The sequence below is a fragment of the Micromonospora sp. WMMD708 genome, assembly GCF_049315245.1.
GTDB lineage: Bacteria > Actinomycetota > Actinomycetes > Mycobacteriales > Micromonosporaceae > Micromonospora > Micromonospora wenchangensis.
In genome coordinates this window covers 6,667,205-6,691,175 of record NZ_CP186060.1, presented here as the reverse complement: position 1 = coordinate 6,691,175, position 23,971 = coordinate 6,667,205, and the positions used below count along the sequence as shown (strand labels likewise).

The following is a 23,971-nucleotide window of genomic DNA, read 5'->3' as shown; positions in this document are numbered from 1 at the left end:
AGCGCCGACAGGCCCTGTGGACGACACGCGAGTTATCCACAGATACGGAGAGTGTTCATGCAGGTCGACGCGATTCCGGAGGCGACGCGGCCCACCGGGGTCGGTCCGAGCGGATACCTTGCGCTCATGGACCTGGCGTACCTGCGGGCGCACCCGGAGCACCTGCCCACCTTCCTGACCCACCAGCGCATCCGGGAGACCCCGGTGGCGGGCGGGGACAGTTGCGTGGCCTCCCGGTTGACCCTGGACGACGGCCACTCGGTCTTCACCAAGACCTGGCCGGAGCGGGCCGGTCGACCCGTACCGGTGGGCTTCTTCGACACCGAGGCCGCCGGGCTGCGCTGGCTGCGGGAGGCCGGCGCGGTGGCCGTACCGGAGGTGGTGGTGGCGCTGCCGGAGCTGTTGGCGCTCGACTGGGTCGACCCCGGCGAGCCGACGCCCGAGGCGGCCGAGCGGTTCGGTCGGGAGCTGGCCGGCACGCACCGGGCCGGCGCCGACCGGTTCGGGGCGGCCTGGCCCGGGTTCATCGGCACCCTCGCGCAGGACAACACCCCTGACGACGGGCCGTGGCCGGACTGGTTCGCCCGGCGACGGCTCCTGCCGTACCTGCGGATGTCGGTCGACGGCGGTGCCCTCGACGGCCCGGACGCCGCGCTTGTCGAAGACGTGGTGGCGCGGATCGGCGAGTTCGGCGGCGACGAACCGCCGGCCCGGCTGCACGGCGACCTGTGGCCGGGCAACCTGCTCTGGGGTGCCGACGAGCGGGTGTGGCTGGTCGACCCGGCGGCGCACGGCGGGCACCGGGAGACCGACCTGGCCCAGCTGGCGCTCTTCGGCGGCCCGCCGCACCACGACCGGATCATGGCCGGCTACCGGGAGGCGTGGCCGCTGGCCGACGGGTGGCGGGAACGGGTGCCGCTGCACCAACTGCACCTGCTGCTCGTGCACACCGCCCTGTTCGGTGGGGCGTACCGCGATGCGGTCGTCGGTGCCGCCCGAGCGGCGCTGCGGGGTGTCGGCCGCGCTACGGTCGACGGGTGACCGCCGCCCCGACGACCGCCGGCGTCCTCGTCGACCGGTACGGCCGGATCGCCCGGGACCTGCGCGTGTCGCTGACCGACAAGTGCAACCTGCGCTGCACCTACTGCATGCCCGCCGAAGGGCTGCCCTGGCTGGCCGGGCCGCAACTGCTCACCGACGAGGAGATCGTGCGGCTGGTCCGGGTCGCGGTGCAGCGGCTCGGGGTGACCGAGGTGCGGTTCACCGGGGGCGAGCCGCTGATCCGGCCGGGGCTGGTCGGCATCGTCGCCGCCGTGGCCGCGCTCACCCCCCGGCCCCGGATCTCGTTGACCACCAACGGTCTCGGGCTCGACCGGCTCGCTCCGGCGCTGCGCGCCGCCGGGCTGGACCGGGTGAACGTGTCGCTGGACACCCTCGACGCGGCCCGGTTCGCCGCGTTGACCCGGCGGGACCGGCTGGGCGACGTGCTGGCCGGGCTGGCCGGGGCCGCCGCCGCCGGGCTCGCCCCGGTGAAGGTCAACGCGGTGCTGATGCGCGGGGTCAACGAGGACGAGGCACCGGCGTTGCTGCGGTTCGCCCTCGACCACGGCTACGAGCTGCGGTTCATCGAGCAGATGCCGTTGGATGCCCAGCACGGCTGGGACCGGGCCACGATGGTCACCGCCGACGAGATCCTCGCGTCGCTGGCCGCCGGGTTCGCCCTCACCCCCGACCCGGCGCACCGGGGTGCCGCCCCGGCCGAGACCTGGCTGGTGGACGGCGGACCGGCCCGGGTCGGGGTGATCGGCACGGTGACCCGGCCGTTCTGCGGCGACTGCGACCGGACCCGGCTCACCGCCGACGGCCAGCTCCGCAACTGCCTGTTCGCCACCGAGGAGTCCGACCTGCGTGGTGCGCTGCGGGCCGGCGCGGACGACGCCGACATCGCCCGCCGCTGGCAGGCGGCCACGGTGGTCAAACGGGCCGGGCACGGCATCGACGACCCGACCTTCCTGCAACCCGTCCGGCCGATGTCGGCGATCGGAGGCTGAGGTGGACCTCACCGTCCGGTACTTCGCCGGGGCGCGGGCCGCCGCCGGCCGCAGCGAGGAGACCGCATCCGCCGGCCGCCCGCTCGACGAACTGCTCGGTGAACTCGCCCACCGGCACGGCCCCCGGCTGGCCGCGGTGCTCCAGGTGGCGAGTTTCCTGGTCGACGGGGTGGCCTGCCATGATCGGCAGACACCGTTGCCGGCCGGGGCCACGATCGACGTGCTGCCTCCCTTCGCGGGCGGCTGAGGAAGGGCTGCCGTGTTGGCGATTCTGGGGTTCGTGGGCACGATCGGCCTGATCACCAGCCTGATCCACTTCTATCTCTGGAAGCGGCTGGTCAAGGACACCACCGGGCCGGGCCGGTGGCGGCGGGTCGGCACGGTCGTCGCGCTGGTGCTGGCGGTGCTCGTCCCCGCGACGATGGCCGGCACCCAGGTCGCCGGGGCGTTCTGGCTGGCCTGGCCCGGTTACCTCTGGCTCGCGGTCATGTTCTACCTGCTGATCGTGCTGCTGGTGCTGGAGGTGCCGATGGCGGTCGCCCGGCTGGTGCTGCGTCGCCGCAGCACCGCCGCCGAGGCGACCACCGCCGCCCCGGAGCCGGCGCTGGTCGGTGCGGCCGGCAGCGCCGACCCGCCGGCCGCCGAGGCGGTGGACCGCCCCGACCACGACGAGTCGCGCCGGTTGCTGCTCGCCCGGGGGGCCGCGATCTTCGCCGGGCTCACCGCCGCCGGCATCACCGGGTACGGGGTCCGCACCGCGGTGGGTCCGCCGCAGCTCGACCGGGTACGCATCCCGCTGGCGAAGCTCCCCCGCAGCATGGACGGCATGCGCATCGCCACCGTGTCCGACATCCACCTCGGCCCGTTGCGCGGTCGGGCGCACACCGAGCGGATCGTCGCGATGATCAACCGACTGGACGCCGATCTGGTCGCGGTCGTCGGTGACCTGGTCGACGGGTCGGTCGCCGAGTTGGGCGAGGCCGCCGAACCGCTGCGTGACCTGCGTTCCCGCTACGGCAGCTTCTTCGTCACCGGCAACCACGAGTACTACTCCGGGGTCGAGGAGTGGGTGGCCGAGGTCGACCGGCTCGGCCTGCGGGTCCTCCAGAACGAGCGGCAGGAGATCCGGGCCCGGGGCGGGGTGCTCGACCTGGCCGGGATCAACGACGTCACCGCCGACGGCACCGGCGTCGCCGGTCCTGCCGACTTCACCGCCGCGCTCGGTGGCCGGGACGTCAGCCGCCCGGTGGTGCTGCTCGCCCACCAGCCGGTCGCCGCCCGCGAGGCGGCGAAGTTCGGCGTCGACCTGCAACTCTCCGGGCACACCCACGGTGGTCAGCTCGCGCCGTTCAACCTGGCCGTCAAGCTCCAGCAGCCGGTGGTCTCCGGCCTCGGCGAGATCGACGGCACCAAGGTCTACGTCACCAACGGGGCCGGTTTCTGGGGTCCCCCGGTCCGGGTCGGCGCACCGCCGCAGGTGACCCTGGTGGAGCTGCGTGCCCCGTGACCTGCCCGGCCGGCCCGGGGTCGCGCACATAGCGCGTCCGGCCGGTGGAGTCCAGCACCGGATTGCTCTCCTCACGCGTACGCGTGGCGGCGGGCGGGTAGTGGACCGGCCGTGACAGGATGCGGCGTGCCTCCGTTCAGCGCCGCTCCCCCTGGTGGCGTCCCGCCGTTCGTCGCGGACCTGCACATCCACTCGAAGTACTCCCGCGCGTGCAGCCGCGATCTCACCCTGCCCAACCTCGGTTGGTGGGCCCGACGCAAGGGCATCGGGGTGCTCGGCACCGGGGACTTCACCCATCCCGCCTGGTACGACCACCTGCGGGAGACCCTGCAACCGGCCGAGCCCGGCCTGTACCGGCTGGGCCCGGAGGCCGAGGCGGACATCGCCAGGCGACTGCCGCCCCGGCTGGCCGACTCGGCGGAGGCCGACCCGGTCCGGTTCATGCTGAGCGTGGAGATCTCCACCATCTACAAGCGGGACGACCGGACCCGCAAGGTGCACCACCTGATCTACCTGCCCGACCTCGACGCGGTGGCCCGGTTCAACACCGCGCTGGGCCGGATCGGCAACCTGGGCTCGGACGGCCGGCCGATCCTCGGCCTGGACTCCCGGGACCTGCTGGAGATCACCCTCGACGCCAGCGAAGACGGCTATCTGGTGCCGGCGCACATCTGGACGCCGTGGTTCTCCGCGCTCGGCTCGAAATCCGGCTTCGACGCGATCGCCGACTGCTACGCCGACCTGGCCGAGCACATCTTCGCGGTGGAGACCGGGCTCTCCTCCGACCCGGCGATGAACTGGCGGGTCGGCAGCCTGGACCGCTACCGGCTGGTCTCCAACTCCGACGCGCACTCCCCGCCGGCCCTGGCCCGGGAGGCCACCGTCTTCTCGTCGGCCCGCGACTACTTCGCCATCCGCGACGCGCTGCGGACCGGTGACGGGCTGGCCGGGACGGTCGAGTTCTTCCCCGAGGAGGGCAAGTACCACGCCGACGGGCACCGGCTCTGCGGCGTCAACTGGGCACCGGAGCGGACCCGGGCGGCCGGCGGGCGCTGCCCGGAGTGCGGCAAGCCGCTGACCGTGGGGGTGCTCAGCCGGGTCGAGGAACTGGCCGACCGGCCGGACGGGCACCGTCCCGAGCATGCCCGTGAGGTGACCCACCTGGTGCCGCTGGCCGAGATCCTCGGTGAGATCAACAAGGTGGGGCCCCGGTCCAAGAAGGTCGAGGGGAAGCTGAACGAGCTGGTCGCCGCGCTCGGCCCGGAGCTGGACATCCTCACCCGTACCCCGGTCGACGAGATCGGCCGGGTCGGCGGGGAGCTGCTCGCCGAGGGCATCGGCCGGTTGCGCCGGGGCGACGTGCGCCGGGTGCCCGGCTACGACGGCGAGTACGGGGTGATCACCCTCTTCGACCCCGCCGAGCTGGGCGGGGCCGCCGGATCGGGGCAGGAGACGCTGTTCGACGTACCGGTGCCGGCGCAGCGCAGGCCGACGGAGCCGGCGGCGAAACCGAAGGCCAAGCGGCCGGCGGCGGCGAAGGCCGAGCCGAAGCCGAAGCCCGCGCCGACCCCGCCACCGCCACCGATCGCCTCGACGCCGTCGCCGCACGAGCCGTTCGAGCCGATGCTCGCCGGGATGGAGGAGGTCGGCACCGGCCTGCTGGACCGGTTGGACGCGATGCAGCGGGTGGCCGCTTCCGCGCCCGGCGGCCCGCTGCTGATCGTGGCCGGGCCGGGCACCGGTAAGACCCGCACGCTGACCCACCGGATCGCCTACCTCTGCGCGGAGCTGAACGTCTTCCCCGAGCAGTGCCTGGCGATCACGTTCACCCGGCGGGCCGCCGAGGAGCTGCGGCACCGGCTCGACGGGCTGCTCGGTCCGGTCGCCGAGGACGTCACCGTCGGCACCTTCCACTCGCTCGGGTTGACGATCCTGCGGGAGAACGCCGCCGCGGCCGGGCTGCCGGAGGGGTTCCGGATCGCCGACGACGCCGAACGTGCGGCGGCGAAGGCGGAGGCCGGCGACGACCCGGCCCGCTACACGGCGCTGCTGCGCAAGCAGGACCTGGTCGACCTGGACGAGTTGCTGACCCTGCCGGTCGCGCTGCTCAAGGGCGACAAGAAGCTGGTCCGGGACTACCGGGAACGCTGGCGGTGGATCTTCGTCGACGAGTACCAGGACGTCGACGCCGTCCAGTACGACCTGCTGCGGCTGCTCAGCCCCGCCGACGGCAACCTCTGCGCGATCGGCGACCCGGACCAGGCGATCTACTCGTTCCGGGGCGCCGACGTCGGCTACTTCCTGCGCTTCTCCGAGGACTTCACCGACGCCCGGCTGGTCCGGCTCAACCGCAACTACCGCTCGTCGGCCCCGATCCTCGCCGCCGCCGTCCAGGCCATCGCGCCGTCGTCGCTGGTCCGGGGACGCCGGCTCGACCCGGCCCGGCTCGACCCGGAGGCCCCCCTGGTCGGCCGCTACCCGGCGGCGTCCGTCGCCGACGAGGCCGACTTCGTGGTACGCACCGTCGACGACCTGGTCGGCGGCCTGTCCCACCGGTCGTTGGACTCCGGACGCATCGACGGCCGGTCCACCAGCCTGTCCTTCTCCGACATCGCGGTGCTGTACCGCACCGACGCGCAGGCCGCCCCGATCGTGGACGCCCTGGCCAGGGCCAACATCCCGGTGCAGAAGCGGTCGCACGACCGGCTCCGGGACCGGCCCGGTGTCCTGGCGATCGCCCGGGAACTGCGGCACGCCGACGGCACCACCGGCGGGCTGCCCGCCCGGGTCAGGGCCGCCGGCCAGGTGCTCGCCGAGCGGTTCGCCGCCCCCACCCTGGACGCCGCCGGCACCGTACGCCCCGAGGACGTGCGGACCGCCGTCGACCTGCTCACCCCGCTGGCCCGGCGCTGCGGCGACGACCTGGAACTCTTCCTCTCCCAGCTCGCCACCGGGGCCGAGGTGGACGCGCTGGACCCGCGCGCCGAGGCGGTCACCCTGCTCACCCTGCACGCCGCGAAGGGGCTGGAGTTCCCGGTGGTCTTCCTGGTCGGCGTCGAGGACGGGCTGCTGCCGCTGCGCTGGCCCGGTTCGGCGCCCGACGACGACGCGATCGCCGAGGAGCGGCGGCTGTTCTTCGTCGGGCTGACCCGCGCCCAGGACCGCCTCTACGTCAGCCACGCGGCCCGCCGGGTCCGGCACGGCACGGAACGCGACTGCCGGCCGTCGCCGTTCCTGGACGTGGTCGACCCGGGCCTGTTCGAACGGTTCGGCGAGGCCGAGCCACGCCGTCCCAAGGACCGTCAGCTCCGCCTGATCTGACGGCCCGTCGATCGGACGGCCAGGGCCACGACCGCCTACGGGGTCGACGTGGCGGTATCCGCCCACGCTGACACCACTCGCTGCGTGACATTGCTGTCCGCCGGCCCGCCGCCCGTCCGGCGGCGGTCAGGCCAGGAGAGCGGCGAGCCAGGCACCGGTGAGCAGGGCCGGGCCGAACGGCAGGGCGGTGTCCCGGCGTACCCGGCCGGCGGCCAGCAGTGCCAGCACCAGCACCCCGTTGAGCAGGTGCGGCAGCAACAGGCCGAGCCAGAGGGCGGGCCAGCCCAGCCAGCCCAACGGCAGGCCGAGCACCGTCGCCAGTTTCACGTCGCCGAAGCCGAGCCGGGACCGGGGCAGCAGTGCCAGCACCACGTACAGCAGGAAGGAGAGCGCGGCACCGGCCAGCGCGAGCGCCAGACGGCCGGGAGTCCCGGCGGCGACGGCGGCCACGGTCAGTGCGGTGCCGCCGCCGAGCGCGGCCGCACCGACCAGCGGGTCGGGCAGGCGGAGGCTGGTCAGATCCACCACCGCCAGCACCACTCCCACCGCCGCCACCAGCAGGAACGCCGGCAGTGCCGGCTCCGGGCCACGCACGGCGGCCAACCCGCCGCAGACTACCGCCCCCACCACCACGACCGCAGTGCCGTGCCCGGGTTCCCCGGCCGGTGGGGAAGCGCCCTGCCCGGCCCGCGACGGTGGCGGGGTCGCGGACGGTGGGAAGGCGCGCGCGATGCGGGGCGCGGCGAGGCCGGCCAACGCACCGAGCACCGCCGCCACGGTCACCAGGCCGATCGACGCCCCGGTCATCGTGGCTCCCGGCGGCAGGTCGCCGGGCTACGCACGGCCGGCGACAGGCCGGGCAGCGCGCTCAGGGCCGGTCTGCCGGAGCGCATGCCCGGGGTCGGCAGACCGGGCAGCGGGCTCGGGGTCGGCGGGCCGGGAGGCACGGCCGTCGACGTTACCGGCGGGACGGCTCCGGGACCGCCCCGTCGACGGCGGGACGACGGGGCCGCTCAGTGGTCACCACCAGCGCCACACCTGCCACGATCACCGCGCCGCCGAGCAGCACCTGACCGGTCACCGGCTCGGCGACCAGCAGCGCGCCGAGCGCCACCGCCACCACCGGATTGACGTACGCGTAGGTCGCTGCCAGCGAGATGGGGGCGTTCGCCAGCAACCAGACGTACGCGGTGAAGGCCACCAGCGACCCGGCCACCAGCAGGTACGCCAGCGCCAGCCAGGATCGGGCGGTCACCTGCCCCGGGGAGAACCCGCGCAGCTCACCCCGGGTGAGCGACAGCACGACCAGGGCCACCGCCCCGGCGACCATCTCGTAGACGGTGGCGACGAACGGATCGGCGGGCATCCGCAGCCGGTTGGACAGGAACGACCCCACCGACCAGCAGACCGCCCCCGCGACCACGGTCAACGCCCCGACCAGCGGCACCGCACCGGACCCGCCCCGGGGGAGCACCAGCAGCACCAGCCCGAGGAAGCCCAGCGTCACCCCGGCGAACGTCCACCCCGGCGGGCGGTCCCCGGTGACCGTCCGGAGCAGCACCACCAGCAGCGGGACGGTAGCCACCAGCAGCGCGGCGATCCCCGACGGCACCGCCACCCCGGACGGACCGGACTCGGCGAGCACCACCAGCCCGTTGCCCCCGGCCAGGAGCAGCACCCCGACCAGCGCGGCGGAACCGAGCTGCCGGCGGTCGACCCGCAGCGCTCCCCTGCCGCGGCGCAGCCGCAACACGACCGCCAGCACCAGCGCGGCACCGCCGAACCGGGCGGCGGCCGACCCGAGCGGCGGCATGGACTCCACCACGACCCGGATGCCGAGGTACGTGGAACCCCACAGCACGTAGACGAGAATCAGTGCCGTCCAGATCAGGGCTGGTCGAGCGGGTGTCGCGGCCGAGGGAGGTGAGGTCATCGCAGGACCACGCTACGGTGACCACGTCGGTGGCGTCTTCCGGATAACCGGCATCTCGGCACGCGGGAGGACGGGCATGGCGAACTACGGACCACCGGGGGGCTCCCCGGAACCGTGGGGTGGGCGACGCCCGGACGACCGCTGGAGCCCGCCCGCGCCGGAGCAGCCCCCGGCGGTCCCGTCCCAGCCGTCGTACGACCCGTCGTACCGGCAGCCGGGGGAGTACGGATCGGCGGATCCGTACGCGGTCAGCGGGCCGGCGGCGTACCCGGATGCTCCGACGCCGGGACGCGGTCGTGGTCCACTGGTCGCGGTGCTGGTCGTGCTCGCGGTGCTGGTCGTCGGCGGTGGCATCCTGTGGTACCTGCTGGGTGACGACGACGGATCACCGTCCACGACCGAGGCCGTCCTGCCGACGACACCGGTCGAGCCGGACGGGGCGACCTCCGGCCCGACAGCCACCACGCCCGCCCCCGCCTCGTCGGCCGACCCCCGGTTCGTCAGGGCGGGCCAGTGCGTCCGCAACGAGGGCCCGGCCGGTGGCAAGCCCAAACTGCTGATCACCGCGTGCGCTCCGAAGACCTATGAGGTGCTCCGCCGTTTCGACGGGGCGACCAGTGGTGAAAGGGACGCCGAGGCGAAGTGCGGCGTGGTGGAGGGCTACACCAACTGGTACTTCTTCGACAGCGAGCTGGACACCCTCGACTTCGTCCTCTGCCTGAAGCAGCGCTGAGCCCACCCCTGGAGAGAGATTGTCAACCTTCGGCCCACCCGACTCCGGCCGTCCCGACAAGGAAAACCGGCCCACGGCTTCCGAGTCCGAGCCACCCACCGAGCCCTTCGACTCCGAGCCGCCCACCGCGCCGATCTCCCCGGAGCCAGCGACGGAACCCATCGGCCGGTCCGACCCCGAGCCGCCCACCGCGCCCCTCGGCCGGTCCGAGCCGGAGCCGCCGACCGCGCCTCTCGCCGGGTCCGCGTCCGGGGGAGTCGCATCTGACGCGGACGCGCCGACGGCGTCGATCCCGTCGGGGCCGGACGATGCGCCGACGGCTCCCTTCGCCCGTAACCAGGACGAGGCACCCACCGCGCCGACCGCCCCGGTCCCACCGACCGCCGACGAGACGCCGACCGCGCCGGTCCGGGCGCAGGACCCGGAGCCGCCGACCATGCCCGTGTCGCGGGAGACGGGCGAGCCGGCCACGGCCCCCGTCCCCGCGGTGGAGGAACCCCCGACCTCCCCCCTGGCCGCGTCGCCGCCGGAACCGCCGACCGCGCCGATCCGGGCCGGTACGGACGACGCACCGACCACGGCGCTGCGCAGCGAGCCGCCGACGGCCCCCGTGACCGGTGATGCGGCAACCACCGCGATCGCCACGTCACCGGAACCGCCGACCACCCGACTGCCGGTGTCGGGAGCCGCCCAGCCGGCCCCGCCACCACCGGCCGGCGGCTACTCCCCGACCACGCAGATGCCGGCATCGGAGGCTCCCCAGCCCCCACCCACGTCGGGAGCGGGGTACCCGCCGCCGCCCACGTCAGGGGCGGCCTACCCACCGCCGTCCACATCGGGGGCCGGCTACCCGCCGCCCACCTCCGGAGCCGGCTACCCACCGCCGGACACCTATCTGCCGCCGACCGGTCAGCCGGCGGCGTCCCCGGAGGCCGGTTACCCGCCGCCGGGGCCGTTCCCGCCCGCCGGGCCGACGGCCGCGCCGGCAGCGGGCGCGTTCGCCGCACCGGCGCCGCCCCCACCGGCCGGCCACTCCGGCCAGGCCGCGCCACCGCCGTCCTCCGGATTCCCCGGAGCCGCCGCACCGACCTCCGGCTACCCGGGCCAGTCGACGCCACCACCGTCCTCCGGATTCCCCGGAGCCGCCGCGCCCACGTCCGGCTATCCCGGTCAGGCTGCGCCCGGCTTCCCGGGACAGCAGCCGCCGGGGTTCCCGGGGCAGCCCGTGCCCGGGTATCCGCCCCCGCCACCGGCGAAGGGGCGGGGCGGCCGGATCGCGCTGATCCTCGGGCTGGTGGTGGTCCTGCTGCTCTGCGCGTGCCTCGGGGTGGGTGGCTGGTTCATCCTGGCCTCCGATGACGGCGACGAGCCGGCGACCCCGACGGGCAACTCCGCCACCCCCACCGGGAACGGGCCGACGCAGGGCACCCCGACGAACGCTCCGGACCCGACCGGGGAACCGACGACGGCGGAGCCGACCCCCACGCCGACCAGGGCGGAACAGATCGTCAAGGGCGACTGCGTGGTCAACGACGGTACGGCCAGCGACGCCGAACTCCGCAAGGTGCCGTGCGGCCCGAACACCTACGAGGTGCTGCTGCGCATTCCCGCGTCCACGAACGGGGAGCGGTGCCGGTCGTTGGCGCCGGAGTCGAACGCCAACTACGTGCACGACAACTCGGTGGACCTCTTCGACTACGTGCTCTGCCTGCGCAAACGGAGCTGAACAGGAGAATATGGGGCTGTCTAGCGTGGATGCTAGACAGCCCCATATTCCGGTCGAGGGGCGGTCGGCGACACGCCGGTAGCCCCGTCTACGCATCTCTAGTCCGCGGGCTAGAGGGCCCGATACTGTGCGATGCGTGGATCCGGTCCGCAACCCGTACGCGCCGGGCGCCGGCCAGCGCCCGCCCGAACTCGCCGGGCGGGGGCGGGAGTTGGACGTCTTCGACGTGGTGCTGGAACGGATCGCCCGGGGGCGCCCCGAACGCAGCCTGATGCTCACCGGCCTGCGGGGGGTCGGCAAGACGGTCCTGCTCAACACCCTGCGCTCGCAGGCGATCAACCAGCTCTGGGGCACCGGCAAGATCGAGGCCCGGCCGGACCAGTCGCTGCGCCGGCCGATCGCCGCCGCCCTGCACATGGCGGTCCGGGAACTGGCCCCCCGGCACCGCGCCCCGGACCGGATCGACGCCTTCCTCGGCGTACTCAAGGCGTTCGCGCAGCGCAGCGCACCGACCACCGGACGGGCTGCGGCCCCCCGGTTACGCGACCGGTGGCAGCCCGGCATCGACGTGCCGGCCAGCAGCGGCCGGGCCGACTCCGGCGACATCGAGATCGACCTGGTGGAGCTGCTCACCGACGCGGCGGCGGTCGCCGGGGACGTAGGCACCGGCGTCGCCGTCTTCATCGACGAGATGCAGGATCTCGGTGCGGAGGACGTCTCGGCGCTCTGCGCGGCCTGCCACGAGCTGTCCCAGCTCGGCGCGCCGCTGATCGTGGTGGGCGCGGGCCTGCCGCACCTGCCGGCGGTGCTCAGCGCCGCCAAGTCGTACTCGGAGCGGCTGTTCCGCTACCTGCGGATCGACCGGCTGGACCGGATCGCCGCCGACCAGGCACTGTGCGCGCCGGCCGAGCGGGAGCAGGTGGAGTACGAGCAGAAGGCCCTCGACCTGCTCTACGAGTCGTCCGGCGGCTACCCGTACTTCGTGCAGGCGTACGGGAAGGCGACCTGGGACCACGCGCCCCGCTCCCCGATCACCGCCGCCGACGTGCGGGTCGCCGCGCCGGAGGCGGAGGCGGAGCTGGCAGTCGGTTTCTTCGGTTCCCGGTTCGAGCGGGCCACGCCGGCCGAACGCGAGTACATGCGGGCGATGGCGACCCTGTCCCAGGTGGCGGGCGAGGCCGACGGCGGCGGTCGGGACGACATGGACGCCGCGGTGCCGACCGCCGAGATCGCCCGCGCGTTGGGCCGCAAGCCGGCGAGCCTCTCCCCGGCCCGGGACGCGCTGATCAAGAAGGGGCTGATCTATTCGGGGGAGCGTGGCACGGTCGCGTTCACCGTTCCGCACTTCGGCCGCTACCTGCGTACCCAGCCGTCGTGATCCTGCCGGGTCAGACCCGGGACCACGGAGGTGGGAAGACCACCTCGCCGCGTGGTGGCGGCGGCGCGTCGCTGACCTCCGGCGGCAGCACGAGCGCCTGCCACGGCTCCCCCAGCCCCGACCAGGGGCTGACCAGCCCCATCCGGTCGGCCCGGGTGAAACCGAAACGCCTGTAGTACGCCGGGTCGCCGAGCACGACCACCAGCCGTTCGCCCAGCTCGGTGGCGGCTTCCAACGCGGCCTGCACCACCGCCGTGCCGTGCCCGACCCGTTGCCGGTGCGGGGCGACCGCCACCGGCCCGAGCACCAGCGCCGGGACGCGGACCCGGTCGGCCTCGACGTGCACCCGGGTGAGCAGCGCGTACCCGACCACCTCGCCGCCGTACTCGGCGACCATCGCCAGTTCCGGCAGCCACGCCGCGCTGCCGCGCAGGTCGTCGACGAGCGCCACCTCACCGGGCGTGGTGCGGTCGGGGCGGGCGAAGGCGGCGGCCAGCACCCGGCGGACCGGGCCGGCGTCGGCCGGGCCCTCGGGACGCAGCCGAAGGGTCGTCACCCGCGCGACGTTACCGGTCGGAGCCCGTCCATCAGCGACGGTCGCTCCGTTCGGCGTGGCGCACCGCCGCCGCCTGCCGGTACGCACGGCCGCCGGCCCTCGGCGGGGGTCGACGCACCGATTCGGACCGTCGACACACGGACCACCGCGGATCGGCCATTGCCCGGATAGCGGGGCGTCAAACGGGGTATGACTGAGCAATGAAACCCGTGCGCTCCCTCGCCCGTGTCATGTTGAGCGGCATCTTCGTGGTCAGTGGCGCCCGCAACTTTCAGCACCCCCACCGGCTCGTCCCGGCGGCCAAGCCGGTCACCGACCGGATCACCCCGCTGATCCAGCAGGTCGCGCCACAGTTCCCCACCGACACCGAGACGTTGATCCGGACCAACGCCGCCGTGCAGTTCACCGCCGGGCTGATGCTGGCCACCGGAAAGCTCACCCGTCCGGCCGCGCTGGTCCTGGCCGGTACGCTGCTACCCACCACCGCTGCCGGTCACCCCTTCTGGAGCAACGACGATCCGGCGACCCGGAACAACAACCAGGTGCACTTCCTGAAGAACCTCGGGCTCTTCGGTGGTCTGCTGCTCGCCGCCGCCGACACCGAGGGCAGGCCGGGTCTGCGCTGGCGGGCCGGTCACCGCATCGGCCACTCCCGACGCTCGGTGAGGCGCGCGATGCGTACGGCGCGCCGGGAGGCCCGCATCGCCGTCCGGTCGGCCGCCGCCGCCCGTCGGCTTCCCGGCTGACCTGCATCGATCAGGCCATCACCCCCCGCAAGGCCACGAATTACCTGAACCGCCCGACACCCGTTAACGCGGTGGAAATGTCAAAAACTGGTGTGGGATCGGACACGGTCGGATAACGCGGGAGGCAGCAACGTGAGGCGCCGTTCTAGGCTCCCTACCGGACCTGGACGGGTAGGACGACCTTGGTACGGGGGTGGCCACGGCATGCCGACGACCGTCGGTAGACGTGCGGACCGCCTCGCCCCGGTGCGTCGCGCAACGCGTGGGATCGATCGTAGGACAGTCGTACGGACCGGCATCGTGGCCGCCGTCGCCTATGCCGCATGGCTCGCCATCGGTGCTTTCGGGCGGCCGTACAACTTCTTCGACATGAAGATCTACCACGGTGCGGTGGTGTGGTGGGCGAGCGGGCACGAGTTGTACGAGTTCATCGCGCCCACCACCACGCTGGGTTTCACCTACCCGCCCTTCGCCGCGCTGGCCATGCTGCCGATGGCGGGGCTACCGGTCGAGGCGGCGGGGTGGATCAACGCGGCCGGCAGCATCGCCGCCCTGGCGGTGATCCTCGCCGCGCTGCTGCGTCCGATCGTCGACCGGCTCGGCTGGCCGCTCTGGTTCACCGTGGCCATCGCCACGCCGATGGCCGCGGCCATCGAACCGGTCCGGGAGACCCTGGGGTACGGCCAGGTCAACCTGCTCCTGTTCGCGTTGATCATGGCGGACCTGGTGGGTCTGCGCTGGCGTTCCCGACGGGGCACCCACGGGCGCGACACCGACGGCCCGTTCCTGCGGCTGCTCTACAGCGGCTCCTGGGCGGGCATGGGCATCGGCCTGGCCACCGCCGTCAAGCTCACCCCGGCGCTGTTCATCGCCTACCTGCTGATCACCCGGCAGTGGCGGGTCGCCGCCACCGCCGTCGGCACCACCATCGGCGTCACCCTGGGAAGCTTCGCCCTGGTCGGTACCGAGTCGCGGGCCTACTTCGGCGGGGTGCTGTGGCAGACCGAACGGGTCGGGGCCGCCGACATGACGCCCAACCAGTCGCTGGCCGGCCTGCTGGCCCGGCTCTACGACTCGATCGAGACGCCCGGCCTGCTCTGGCTGGCGTTCTCGGTGCTGATCCTGGCCGTCGGGCTGTCCCGGGCCGCCAACGCCCGCGCCGACGGCGACGAGCTGACCGCGTTCACCCTGGTCGGGCTGACCGCCAACGTGATCAGCCCGATCTCCTGGTCGCACCACCTGGTCTGGGTCATCCCGGCGATCGTCGTGCTCGCCGACGCCGCCGTACGTCGCCGCGAGGCGAGCCGGGGGTTGTCGCTGCGCACCGGCCAGCAGGCGTTCGGCGGGCCGCCGGGGGTCAGCGGGCTGCGCCCGCCGATCTGGTACCCGACGCTGACCGGGCTGCGGCACGGCGTGGCGGCGCTCGGGTTGTACCTGCTCTTCCTGATCTCACCGATCTGGCCGTACGAGCACAAGCTCCCCGAGGTGTCGCACTACCAGAACGGCCTGTTCGGCGCGCTGATGGAGAACTCGCTCGCGCTGGCGCTGATCGTGCTGGTGGCCGCCCTGCCGTGGCGGCCCGGTGCCGAACCCGCGTTCTACGCCGACCGGCCGGCCCGCGCCGCCGCCGGCCGCCGCTGACCCCGCCCGTCCCGCTCCACCGCGGTCAGCCGACCCCGGCTGGCTCCCCGACGGCTCGCGACGCCGGGTTCAGGGGCAGTTGACCCACTCCTCGGTGCCGTCGGCGAAGACCTGCCGCTTCCAGATCGGCAGTCGCGCCTTCACCTCGTCGACCAGCCGGGCGCAGGCCGCGAAGGCCGCCGCCCGGTGTGCCGTGCTCACCGCCGCCACCAGCGCCACGTCTCCGATGTCGAGCCGGCCGATCCGGTGCGACACGGCCACCGCGTAGACGTCGGGGTCGGCGGCGATCTCGGCGGCCACCGCGCGCAGCGTCTCGACGGCGCTCGGGTGGCCCTCGTATTCCAGCAGGGTCACCGGTCGGCCGTGGTCGTGGTCGCGGACCACGCCCTGGAAGGAGACCACCGCACCGGCCCGGCGGTCGGCCACCGCCGCCTCGTGCGCGGCCAGGTCCAACGGCTGGTCGGTGACCGCGAGCAGGGCCGTCGTCGGGCCGGTCGTCACCACGTACGCTCCCCGGGCAGCAACGGCAGCGGCACGACCGGCACCCGGGTCCCTACCTCGCCGGAGGTGCCCGGCCGGATCACCGCGAACCCGTCGGCGCCGGCCAGCCCGCGCAGCATCGCCGACCCGACGTGGCGGACCGGGTGGGCGGTGCCGGCGGCCCGGTCCAGCCGGACCAGCGCCAGGTGGGTGTAGTCCCCCCGACCGGGGACCGGCTCGGCGAGGGTGGCCTGGGGCAGCGCCGGCAGGACCCGACCCTGGAGCCCGGCGAGCAGCGGCGCCACCAGTGACACCAGTGCGACGACCGCGGACTGCGGGTTGCCCGGCAGCCCGGCCACGAAACGCACCCGCCCGTCGGCGTCGACCAGCCGGGCCAGCAGCATCGGGAAGCCGGGCCGCACGGCGACCGTGTTCACCACGTGGTCGGCCCCCAGCGCCTCCAGCGCGGGGTGCAGGTGGTCGACCGGACCGTGCATGGTGCCGCCGGTGGTGCAGACCAGGTCGGCCCCGGCGAGCGCCCCGCGCAGGGCGGCCACGTGGGCGGGGAGGGTGTCCGCCACCGGGCCGACCACGTCGGAGGGCCGCACCTGGCAGCCGTAGCGACGCAACCACGACGGCACGGCGGGGCCGAGCGCGTCGCGCACGCGGCCCGACCCGGGCGGACCGGCGGTGAGCAGTTCGTCGCCGAAGACCAGCAGTGCGGCACGCGGTTGGCGGCGCACCGTGAGCTGGTCGTGCCCGCAGGAGGCGGCCAGCCCGATCAGCGCCGGGTCGACCGGGGTGCCCGCCGGCACCAGCTCCTCACCGGCCACCGCCTCCTCGCCCGGCTCCCGCCACTCCGGATGGGGGCGTGGCGTGCCGGTCACCCGGCCGTCCGGGGTACGCCGCGAGTCCTCGATCCGCAGGATGGCGGTCGTCCCGGTGGGGACCATCGCGCCGGTGGCGATCTCCACGGTGGTGCCGTCGGCGGTCAGCCCGGCCGGCGTCTGCCCGGCGAGCACCCGCCCCACCACGTCCCACGGGCCGGCCCCGCGTACCGCCCAGCCGTCGACGCTGGAGGTGGGGAAGGCAGGCAGGTCGGTCCGGGTCTTCAACGGCGCGGCCAGGGTGTACCCGTCGGCGTCGGCCAGTGCCCGCTGGACCGGCGGCAGGGCGGCGGCGAGGCCGACCGCGTACACCCGGGAGCGGGCCTCCTCCCATCCGGCCGGCGGCGGCGCGGCGACCTGGGCCGCGGCGGCGGCGGTTTCCGTGCTCACCGGGGGCCTCCGTTCGAACGGGACGCGTACACCCCCGCGAGCCTATCGCCGCCGCGCCGGGCGTGCGGTCAGTGGTCGCCGCCGCGCAACTGGTCGACCGCGTGGCCGAGGATCGGCCCGAGCACGGCCAACCCGTCCTTCGCGCCGCCCCGCGAGCCGGGCAGGTTGACCACGAGCATCCGGCCCAGCACCCCGGCGACCCCCCGGGACAACGCCGAGGTGGGTACCCGGTCCCGGCTGTACGCGCGGATCGCCTCGGCGATGCCGGGGATCTCGTGGTCGAGCAGCGCCCGGGTCACCTCCGGGGTCCGGTCGGTCGGGTTGATGCCGGTGCCGCCGCTGGTCAGCACCACGTCGATCCCGTCGGCGTGGGCGGCGCGCAGGGCCTCGCCGACCGGTTCGCCGTCGCGCACCACCACCGGCTCGTCAACCTGGCAGCCCAGCTCGCGCAGGCCGGCGACGAGCAGCGGCCCGCTGGTGTCGGCGTACACCCCGGCGGCGGCCCGATTGGACGCCACGACGACCCGGGCCCGGATCACGGCCGGTCCTGCGGGCGGACCCACTCGCCGGTCCTGCCGCCGGACTTGCTCAACACCCGGACGCCGTCCACGGCGGCGGCCGGGTCGACCGCCTTGACCATGTCGATCAGGGCCAGCCCGGCGACGGCGACGGCGGTCAGCGCCTCCATCTCCACCCCCGTCCGGTCGGCGGTGCGGGCGGTGGCGGTGATCTCGACGGTGTCGTCGGTGAGTTCGAGGTCGACGGTGACGCCGTGCAGGGCGATCGGGTGGCACAGCGGGATCAGGTCGGGGGTGCGCTTGGCGCCCATGATGCCGGCGAGCCGGCCGACGGCCAGCGCGTCGCCCTTGGGCAGCCCGTCGCGGCGCAGCAGTTCCACCACCTCGACGGTGGTGCGCAGCCGCCCGGCGGCCACGGCGATCCGGCCGGACACCGGCTTGGCGGAGACGTCGACCATGCGGGCCGCGCCCGCGGCGTCGACGTGGCTGAGCTGCGCGGGATCGGTCACGTCAGCGAGCCTAGCGGTGTGCTCCGATCCGGGGGTACGTCCGGGCGTGACGGCGACCCGGGAACAGGAGTGCCGAGCGCGCGGGGACGATTCGTGATCGGTGGTTCATCGTCGATTTCATCGGCCGCCACTAATAGGTTCTCGTGTCGACGGTAGAGCGGGAAACACCATCACGCGCGAGATCGTCACACCCGAGAAACCCTCCGTCGCGTCGTGGCTGCGAATCGCCACCGGGCCACTTCGCCCACGTTGGCACCACCGCGCCGAGACGACTACGCTGCGTTCCACAATCGGGTGATCTGTCGCACTCACCTGGCCGGTCACCTCGACGTACGGCAAACGACCCCTCTCGCCCGATGTCGCGGGGCCACCGTCTGCACCATTATCTAGCGTTAACGAGAACCGTCGGGAGCGCTCAGCACTCCGTTTCCCCGCGGAAACGGAAAGTCACCAAGGTGCACTCAATTCTCACCTATCGCTCATAGTTACATTTATACCTCCAAAAACGGCCTAACCGCCCTTAGGCTGTCCCCTGTCAGATCCCGACCGCAAGGGTCGGCGACAACCATCAGGGGAGGGCGAACGCGATGTCCGCACACGAGTGGCTCTGAACGATTGTGGTGGCGGCGTGACCCCACGTAGCCTTGGCCTCTGCTCAGCGACACGGAGTGGTTGTCGAGGACACGGTGGCACGACCGGACGAAGGCAAGACGGAGGCCGAGCGGCAGCTGACGCTGCACGTCGGCCTCGTCTGCGTGGTGGCCACCGCAGCGGCGGTCGTCTCCCTCTACCAACTGGCCCACCTCGACCTCACCGGCGGCGACCTCACCCGGTCCGTCGCGCTGGCCTTCATGGCCGCGCTCAGCGTCCGGATCAACTGGCAGATCCGCATCCGGGCCACCGTCCACGCGGTCTCCTGGAGCGAGACGGCGATCGTCCTCGGGCTGGCCGTCGCACCGGCGCCCCTGGTCGTCCTGACCACCGGGACGGGCGTCGCGGTCGCCCTGCTGTCCATGAAGCGCGGACCGCTGAAGACCACCTTCGGCATCGCCAAGAGCATGCTGCTGGCGGCGGCGGGCGGCGTCGCGCTGCACACCCTCGGCTGGTCGCCGCAGGACACCGACCTGCCGAACGCCATCGGCATGATCGGGCTCGCCTACGTCGTCGCCGTGGTCCTCGACGAACTGCTCACCCTGCCGGTCATCGCGATGGCCACCGGCACCCCCCTGCCCCGGCTCTTCTCCGACGACCTCGGCCTGCGTCTGACCAGCGCGCTGGCCCGGTTCGTCCTGATCGCCGTCACCCTGGCCATCCTCCAGGCCGACCCCCGGCTCCTGCTCGCCGTGCCACCCCTGGTGCTCAGCCTGCACCTGCTCTACTCCAACCAGGTCAAGTCCCGCACCGAGCAACAGGCCTGGCAACGGCTGGCCCGCACCACCGACGCGCTCAACGTGGTCGACCTGGACAAGGTCCTCACCACCGCCGTCACCCAGGCCACCGAACTCTTCTCCGCCGACGAGGTCGAGATCGAGCTGCGCGACGCCGGCCGCACCGTCCGCGGCGCGAGCGGCACGATCACCTACGACGGCCCGTCCGGCACCCCGAGTGAGATCGAAGGCACCGTCCTGCCCGCCCGCCTCGAAGGCCACGACCGAACCGTCGACGTCGGGATGCTGCGGCTGCGGTTCCGGGGGCCCGTCCGGCTCAACGAACGCGAGCAGTACACCCTGCGCACCTTCGCCTCCGCGCTGTGCACCGCCGTCCGCAACGCCCAGGCGTACGCCGAACTCGCCCGGGTCGCCGCCGAACACGCCCACGCCGCCAGCCACGACGCCCTCACCGGCCTGGCCAACCGACGGCAACTGCTCGACCGGGGCACCGAACAGCTCGGCACCCGGCACGCCGAGGGGGTGACCGCCCTCGTCCTGATCGACCTCAACCACTTCAAGGAGGTCAACGACACCCTCGGCCACGCCGCTGGTGACCAGGTGCTGATGCGGGTCGCCGACCGGCTGCGCACCGCCGCCCGCGACGAGGACCTGGTCGCCCGCCTCGGCGGCGACGAGTTCGCCGTGCTGATGCGCAACCTGCCCGCCCCCGCCGTCGCCGCCCACCGGGCCGAGACCCTGCTCGGCGCCCTGCACGAACCGATCGACGTGGACGGCATGCGGATCAGCGTGGAGGCCAGCGGCGGCATCGCGGCGGCCCCCGCCACCGGCGGCATGCCCGAACTGCTGCGCCGCGCCGACGTCGCGATGTACCAGGCCAAGCGGGCCGGCCAACGGATCGCCACCTACGCCCCCACCCGGGACACCGCCGACCTGCGCCGGCTCACCCTCGGCGGTGAACTGCCCCGCGCGGTGGCCGACCACGAGTTCACCGTCAACTTCCAGCCCATCGTCGACCTCGGCACCGGCGAAGTGACCGGAGCCGAGGCGCTGGCCCGCTGGCACCACCCCCGGCACGGGGTCATCGACCCGCTGCGCTTCATCGAGGCGGTGGAACGCTCCGGCATGCTTCCCGCGTTCGCCGAGGCCATCCTCGACCAGGCGCTCGTCGCCGCCGTCGGCTGGCGGACCGCCGGCTTCGACCTGCCCGTCTCGGTCAACGTCTCGCCCCGCAGCCTGCTCGACGCCCGGTTCCCCGGCGCGGTGCTCGCCCGGCTCCAGGCCCACGACTTCCCCCCGGACCGGCTCGTCCTGGAGCTGACCGAGACCCTCACCCTCAGCCAACTCGACGTGGTCGACCGGGTGCTCAACCGGCTGCGCGACTCCGGCATCCGGCTCGCCCTGGACGACTTCGGTACCGGCTACTCGTCACTCTCCCTGCTCTCCCGCATCCCCGTGCACGAGCTGAAGATCGATCGCAGCTTCGTCACCGCGATGGAGAGTTCCGCCGAGGCGGCGGCCGTCATCCGCTCCACCCTCGACCTCGGCCGCAGCCTCGACCTGGCCGTCGTCGCCGAGGGCGTGGAGAGCGAACCGCAACGCCGGGCCCTGTGGTCGCTCGGCTGCGCCGCCGGCCAGGGACACCTGTTCGCCCGCCCACTGCCGGCCGGCACCCTCCTCGCCGCACTGCAACGGGGCTCCGGTGGCCGCCCCGGCAGTCTCGCCACCCCGCTGCACGACACCGGCGCGGTCATCCGGCTCAGCACCCCCGGCCGCCGCCAGCCCGCCCGGAACCGTTCGACGGGTCTGCCACACTTGCCCGCGTGACCGCCGCCGACCGTGCCGCCCGCCGCCTGCGGGCCGTCGACACCGCAGCCGGCGGACTCGCCCTCGACCTCGGCCTCTACCTGATCTCGGCGATCTTCGCCGCCGTCACCGCCGCCACCTCCACCCTGCCGCCGCACCGGGCCTGGGGCGGCGTCGCCGCCGTCGGCTACCTCGCCGCGACGATCCTGGTCGCCGCCCAGTTCCTCCTCCGCCGCCACCGACCCGGGCTGGCCGGCACCACCGCCCGCGCCGTGGTCACCGTCATCGCCTGGGCCGGTACCGCCCTGCTTCCGCTGATCGTGCAGGCCGGGCAGCGGGCCGGCGGGCGCACCGACCGGGCCCAGGAGGAGGTGGTGGTGGTCGAGCAGGCCGGCATCCGGCTCGCCGAGCACGGCACCCCCTACCTCGGGCCGGACGCCATCGCCGCGCTGCCCGCCGACGAACGGCTACTCGGCTACACCCCCTACCAGCCGGGGATGGCGCTGTTCGGGCTGCCCCGGGCCGCCGCCGACATCTGGTGGACCGACTCCCGCGTCTGGTTCGCGCTGATCACCGCCGCAGCCCTGGCGTGGGCCGTGCTCGCGCTGCGCCGACCCGACCCGTCCACCGGCGGACCGGCCGGGGCACCGGCGGTGCTGCGCGGCGTCCAGGCGGCGACCGTCCTGCCGATCTGCGCGCTCACCCTCGCCACCGGCGGCGACGACCTGCCCGTACTCGCGCTCTGCCTGCTGGCACTGGCGTTCGCCGCCACCGGCCGGCCCGGCGGGGCCGGGCTGGCGGTCGGGCTGGCCGGCGCGTTGAAGCTGTTCGCCTGGCCGGTCGCGCTGGTCCTGATCTTCTGGGGGGCGACCCGACGGGCCGGGCTGCGGGTGGCGGCCGGTGCGCTCGGGCTGCCCGCCCTCGCCCTGATCCCCGCCCTGCTGGTCGACCGTGACGCGCTCGTCGAGAACGTGCTGCGCTTCCCGCTCGGCCACGGCCAGGTCACCAGCCCCGCCCAGTCCCCGTTCCCCGGACACCTGATCGCCACCGCCCTGCCCGGCGGCCGGGTCGTCGCCGCCGCGCTGCTCGTCGCCGTCGGCGCCGCGATCGCCGTCCGGCTCGTCCGCCGCCCGCCCCGCACCGCCGCCGCCACCGCGCTGGTCTGCGGGTACGGCCTGCTCGCCGCGATCCTGCTGATGCCGACCACCCGCTTCGGCTACCTGCTCTACCCGATCGCCCTGCTGGTCTGGGCCGCCGCCCTCACCACCCGGCCGGCACCGGTTCCGCCGAGTTCCCGACGCATCCTGCCCGCAGGGCGTAGACCTGAGGACATGAGCAGCTACCGCGACCGCGTCGACGCCGGCCGTCGCCTCGCCGAACGGCTCACCGCGCTGGCCGGCCGACCCGACGTCGTCGTGCTGGGCCTGGTACGCGGCGGGGTGCCGGTGGCCCGGGTCGTCGCCGACCGGCTCGGCGTACCGCTCGACGTGCTGGTGGTCCGCAAGCTAGGCCTGCCCGGGGCACCCGAGGTGGCCTTCGGCGCGCTCGGCCCCGGTGGGGTCCGGGTCCTCAACGACCAGGTCGCCGCCCCGCTCGACCCGGCCGACCGCGCCGAGGTGCAACACCGTGAACAGGCCGAACTCGACCGCCGGGAGGCCCGTTACCGGCACGGCCGCCCCCCGCTCGACCTGACCGGACGTACCGCCGTGATCGTCGACGACGGGCTGGCCACCGGTGCGACCGCCCGCGCCGCCGTGCAGGTCGCCCGGCGGCTCGGTGCCCGGCGGGTCGTGGTCGCGGTGCCGGTCGGCGCACAGCAGGCGTACGAGATGCTCGCCGCCGAGGCCGACGAGGTGCTCTGCGCGCAGCACCCGGTCGGCTTCACCGCGGTCAGCGCCTACTACGACGACTTCCACGAGGTCGACGACGACGAGGTGATCTCGGCGCTGATCGCCACCGCCTGAATGCTGCACGGACCGGGTACCGTCGAACGATGCAGCTCACCTGTCCCAAGTGTCACGGAGATATGCGCCAGTACGAGCGCAGCGGAGTCGTCATCGACCAGTGCGGCGAGTGCCGGGGGATCTTCCTGGACCGCGGCGAACTCGAAAAGCTGTTCGAGGCCGAGGCGAACTGGAACCGGCAGCGCAGCGGGGCCGCTCCCGGTCAGCAACACGTCCAGGCGCCGGGCGGATATCCGCCGCCGCCCCCACCGCCGCCCGCCCCGAGCCACCAGCCGGGCTACGGTGCCGTGCCGCCGCCCCCGCCGGGCTACCCGCCGCAGCCCGCGTACGGCGGCCAGGGTGGCTACGGCCACCCGCAGCACCACGGCTACCACGGCCACTACAAGCGCAAGAAGCACAAGGGTTTCCTCGACGAGATGTTCGGCTGACCGGTTCCG

The 23,971-nt window shown here is 74.1% G+C and carries 20 protein-coding genes and 1 pseudogene; 14 read left to right on the top strand and 7 right to left on the bottom strand.

Annotation, left to right across the window (positions count from 1 at the left end; genetic code table 11):
- Window positions 1-126 precede the first annotated feature (126 nt).
- The 5 genes from ACN260_RS29710 to ACN260_RS29690 all read left to right on the top strand — a co-directional run bounded on the left by ACN260_RS29710 (window position 127) and on the right by ACN260_RS29690 (window position 6,879).
- Window positions 127-1,041, top strand: coding sequence for a fructosamine kinase family protein (locus ACN260_RS29710; RefSeq protein ID WP_422754051.1), 915 nt, complete (start codon window positions 127-129; stop codon window positions 1,039-1,041).
- Complete coding sequence (gene moaA / locus ACN260_RS29705; RefSeq protein ID WP_422754050.1) at window positions 1,038-2,051, top strand: GTP 3',8-cyclase MoaA; 1,014 nt, start codon at window positions 1,038-1,040, stop codon at window positions 2,049-2,051. Before ACN260_RS29710 ends, moaA begins: the two co-directional genes overlap by 4 nt.
- Before the next feature lies 1 nt (window position 2,052).
- Window positions 2,053-2,298 carry a MoaD/ThiS family protein gene (locus ACN260_RS29700; protein WP_088643614.1) on the top strand — a complete coding sequence of 82 codons (246 nt, stop codon included), beginning with the start codon at window positions 2,053-2,055 and terminating at the stop codon, window positions 2,296-2,298.
- 12 nt (window positions 2,299-2,310) lie between these two features.
- Window positions 2,311-3,558 (top strand): metallophosphoesterase, encoded by a 1,248-nt coding sequence (locus ACN260_RS29695; RefSeq protein WP_422754049.1) that lies wholly within the window; start codon window positions 2,311-2,313, stop codon window positions 3,556-3,558.
- A gap of 126 nt (window positions 3,559-3,684) precedes the next feature.
- Window positions 3,685-6,879 (top strand): UvrD-helicase domain-containing protein, encoded by a 3,195-nt coding sequence (locus ACN260_RS29690; RefSeq protein WP_422754048.1) that lies wholly within the window; start codon window positions 3,685-3,687, stop codon window positions 6,877-6,879.
- A gap of 126 nt (window positions 6,880-7,005) precedes the next feature.
- Here ACN260_RS29690 and ACN260_RS29685 read toward each other — a convergent pair whose 3' ends face one another.
- Entirely contained in the window at window positions 7,006-7,686 is a 681-nt protein-coding gene (locus ACN260_RS29685; RefSeq protein ID WP_422754047.1) for a prepilin peptidase, read from the bottom strand.
- A gap of 151 nt (window positions 7,687-7,837) precedes the next feature.
- Window positions 7,838-8,812 (bottom strand): EamA family transporter, encoded by a 975-nt coding sequence (locus ACN260_RS29680; RefSeq protein ID WP_422754046.1) that lies wholly within the window; start codon window positions 8,810-8,812, stop codon window positions 7,838-7,840.
- Window positions 8,813-8,888: 76 nt separating this feature from the next.
- Between ACN260_RS29680 and ACN260_RS29675 the strand changes: the two genes are divergently transcribed.
- The 3 genes from ACN260_RS29675 to ACN260_RS29665 all read left to right on the top strand — a co-directional run bounded on the left by ACN260_RS29675 (window position 8,889) and on the right by ACN260_RS29665 (window position 12,649).
- A complete protein-coding gene (locus ACN260_RS29675) occupies window positions 8,889-9,545 on the top strand; it encodes an LppU/SCO3897 family protein (protein ID WP_422754045.1) in 657 nt (218 codons plus the stop codon).
- 1,279 nt (window positions 9,546-10,824) lie between these two features.
- Entirely contained in the window at window positions 10,825-11,271 is a 447-nt protein-coding gene (locus ACN260_RS29670; protein WP_422756873.1) for an LppU/SCO3897 family protein, read from the top strand.
- Between the two features lie 136 nt (window positions 11,272-11,407).
- Complete coding sequence (locus tag ACN260_RS29665; RefSeq protein ID WP_422754044.1) at window positions 11,408-12,649, top strand: AAA family ATPase; 1,242 nt, start codon at window positions 11,408-11,410, stop codon at window positions 12,647-12,649.
- Window positions 12,650-12,659: 10 nt separating this feature from the next.
- Here the strand turns inward: ACN260_RS29665 and ACN260_RS29660 are convergent, their stop codons facing one another.
- Window positions 12,660-13,205, bottom strand: coding sequence for a GNAT family N-acetyltransferase (locus ACN260_RS29660; RefSeq protein WP_422754043.1), 546 nt, complete (start codon window positions 13,203-13,205; stop codon window positions 12,660-12,662).
- A gap of 200 nt (window positions 13,206-13,405) precedes the next feature.
- Between ACN260_RS29660 and ACN260_RS29655 the strand changes: the two genes are divergently transcribed.
- Both ACN260_RS29655 and ACN260_RS29650 read left to right on the top strand, forming a co-directional pair.
- Window positions 13,406-13,951 carry a DoxX family protein gene (locus ACN260_RS29655; RefSeq protein WP_422754042.1) on the top strand — a complete coding sequence of 182 codons (546 nt, stop codon included), beginning with the start codon at window positions 13,406-13,408 and terminating at the stop codon, window positions 13,949-13,951.
- 204 nt (window positions 13,952-14,155) lie between these two features.
- Window positions 14,156-15,592 (top strand): glycosyltransferase 87 family protein, encoded by a 1,437-nt coding sequence (locus ACN260_RS29650; RefSeq protein ID WP_422754041.1) that lies wholly within the window; start codon window positions 14,156-14,158, stop codon window positions 15,590-15,592.
- 69 nt (window positions 15,593-15,661) lie between these two features.
- Here ACN260_RS29650 and ACN260_RS29645 read toward each other — a convergent pair whose 3' ends face one another.
- From ACN260_RS29645 to moaC, 4 genes are all read right to left on the bottom strand, one after another.
- Window positions 15,662-16,093 carry a molybdenum cofactor biosynthesis protein MoaE gene (locus ACN260_RS29645; protein ID WP_245854426.1) on the bottom strand — a complete coding sequence of 144 codons (432 nt, stop codon included), beginning with the start codon at window positions 16,091-16,093 and terminating at the stop codon, window positions 15,662-15,664.
- Window positions 16,090-17,349 (bottom strand): molybdopterin molybdotransferase MoeA, encoded by a 1,260-nt coding sequence (locus tag ACN260_RS29640; RefSeq protein WP_422754040.1) that lies wholly within the window; start codon window positions 17,347-17,349, stop codon window positions 16,090-16,092. The genes ACN260_RS29645 and ACN260_RS29640 overlap by 4 nt, the downstream gene beginning before the upstream one ends.
- Before the next feature lie 68 nt (window positions 17,350-17,417).
- Window positions 17,418-17,888 carry a MogA/MoaB family molybdenum cofactor biosynthesis protein gene (locus tag ACN260_RS29635; RefSeq protein ID WP_422754039.1) on the bottom strand — a complete coding sequence of 157 codons (471 nt, stop codon included), beginning with the start codon at window positions 17,886-17,888 and terminating at the stop codon, window positions 17,418-17,420.
- The gene (gene moaC / locus ACN260_RS29630; protein WP_422754038.1) at window positions 17,885-18,376 is read right to left on the bottom strand and encodes a cyclic pyranopterin monophosphate synthase MoaC; all 492 of its coding nucleotides are present in this window, start codon (window positions 18,374-18,376) and stop codon (window positions 17,885-17,887) included. The genes ACN260_RS29635 and moaC overlap by 4 nt, the downstream gene beginning before the upstream one ends.
- Window positions 18,377-19,062: 686 nt before the next feature.
- Between moaC and ACN260_RS29625 the strand changes: the two genes are divergently transcribed.
- The 4 genes and pseudogenes from ACN260_RS29625 to ACN260_RS29610 all read left to right on the top strand — a co-directional run bounded on the left by ACN260_RS29625 (window position 19,063) and on the right by ACN260_RS29610 (window position 23,962).
- The gene (locus tag ACN260_RS29625; protein ID WP_422754037.1) at window positions 19,063-21,591 is read left to right on the top strand and encodes a putative bifunctional diguanylate cyclase/phosphodiesterase; all 2,529 of its coding nucleotides are present in this window, start codon (window positions 19,063-19,065) and stop codon (window positions 21,589-21,591) included.
- Window positions 21,588-22,886: pseudogene (locus ACN260_RS29620) on the top strand (glycosyltransferase family 87 protein); the annotation flags it as partial. The gene ACN260_RS29625 and the pseudogene ACN260_RS29620, both read left to right, overlap by 4 nt.
- A gap of 15 nt (window positions 22,887-22,901) precedes the next feature.
- Window positions 22,902-23,534 carry a phosphoribosyltransferase gene (locus tag ACN260_RS29615; RefSeq protein ID WP_422756872.1) on the top strand — a complete coding sequence of 211 codons (633 nt, stop codon included), beginning with the start codon at window positions 22,902-22,904 and terminating at the stop codon, window positions 23,532-23,534.
- A gap of 29 nt (window positions 23,535-23,563) precedes the next feature.
- Window positions 23,564-23,962 (top strand): zf-TFIIB domain-containing protein, encoded by a 399-nt coding sequence (locus tag ACN260_RS29610; RefSeq protein ID WP_422754036.1) that lies wholly within the window; start codon window positions 23,564-23,566, stop codon window positions 23,960-23,962.
- The last annotated feature ends 9 nt before the right edge of the window (window positions 23,963-23,971 follow it).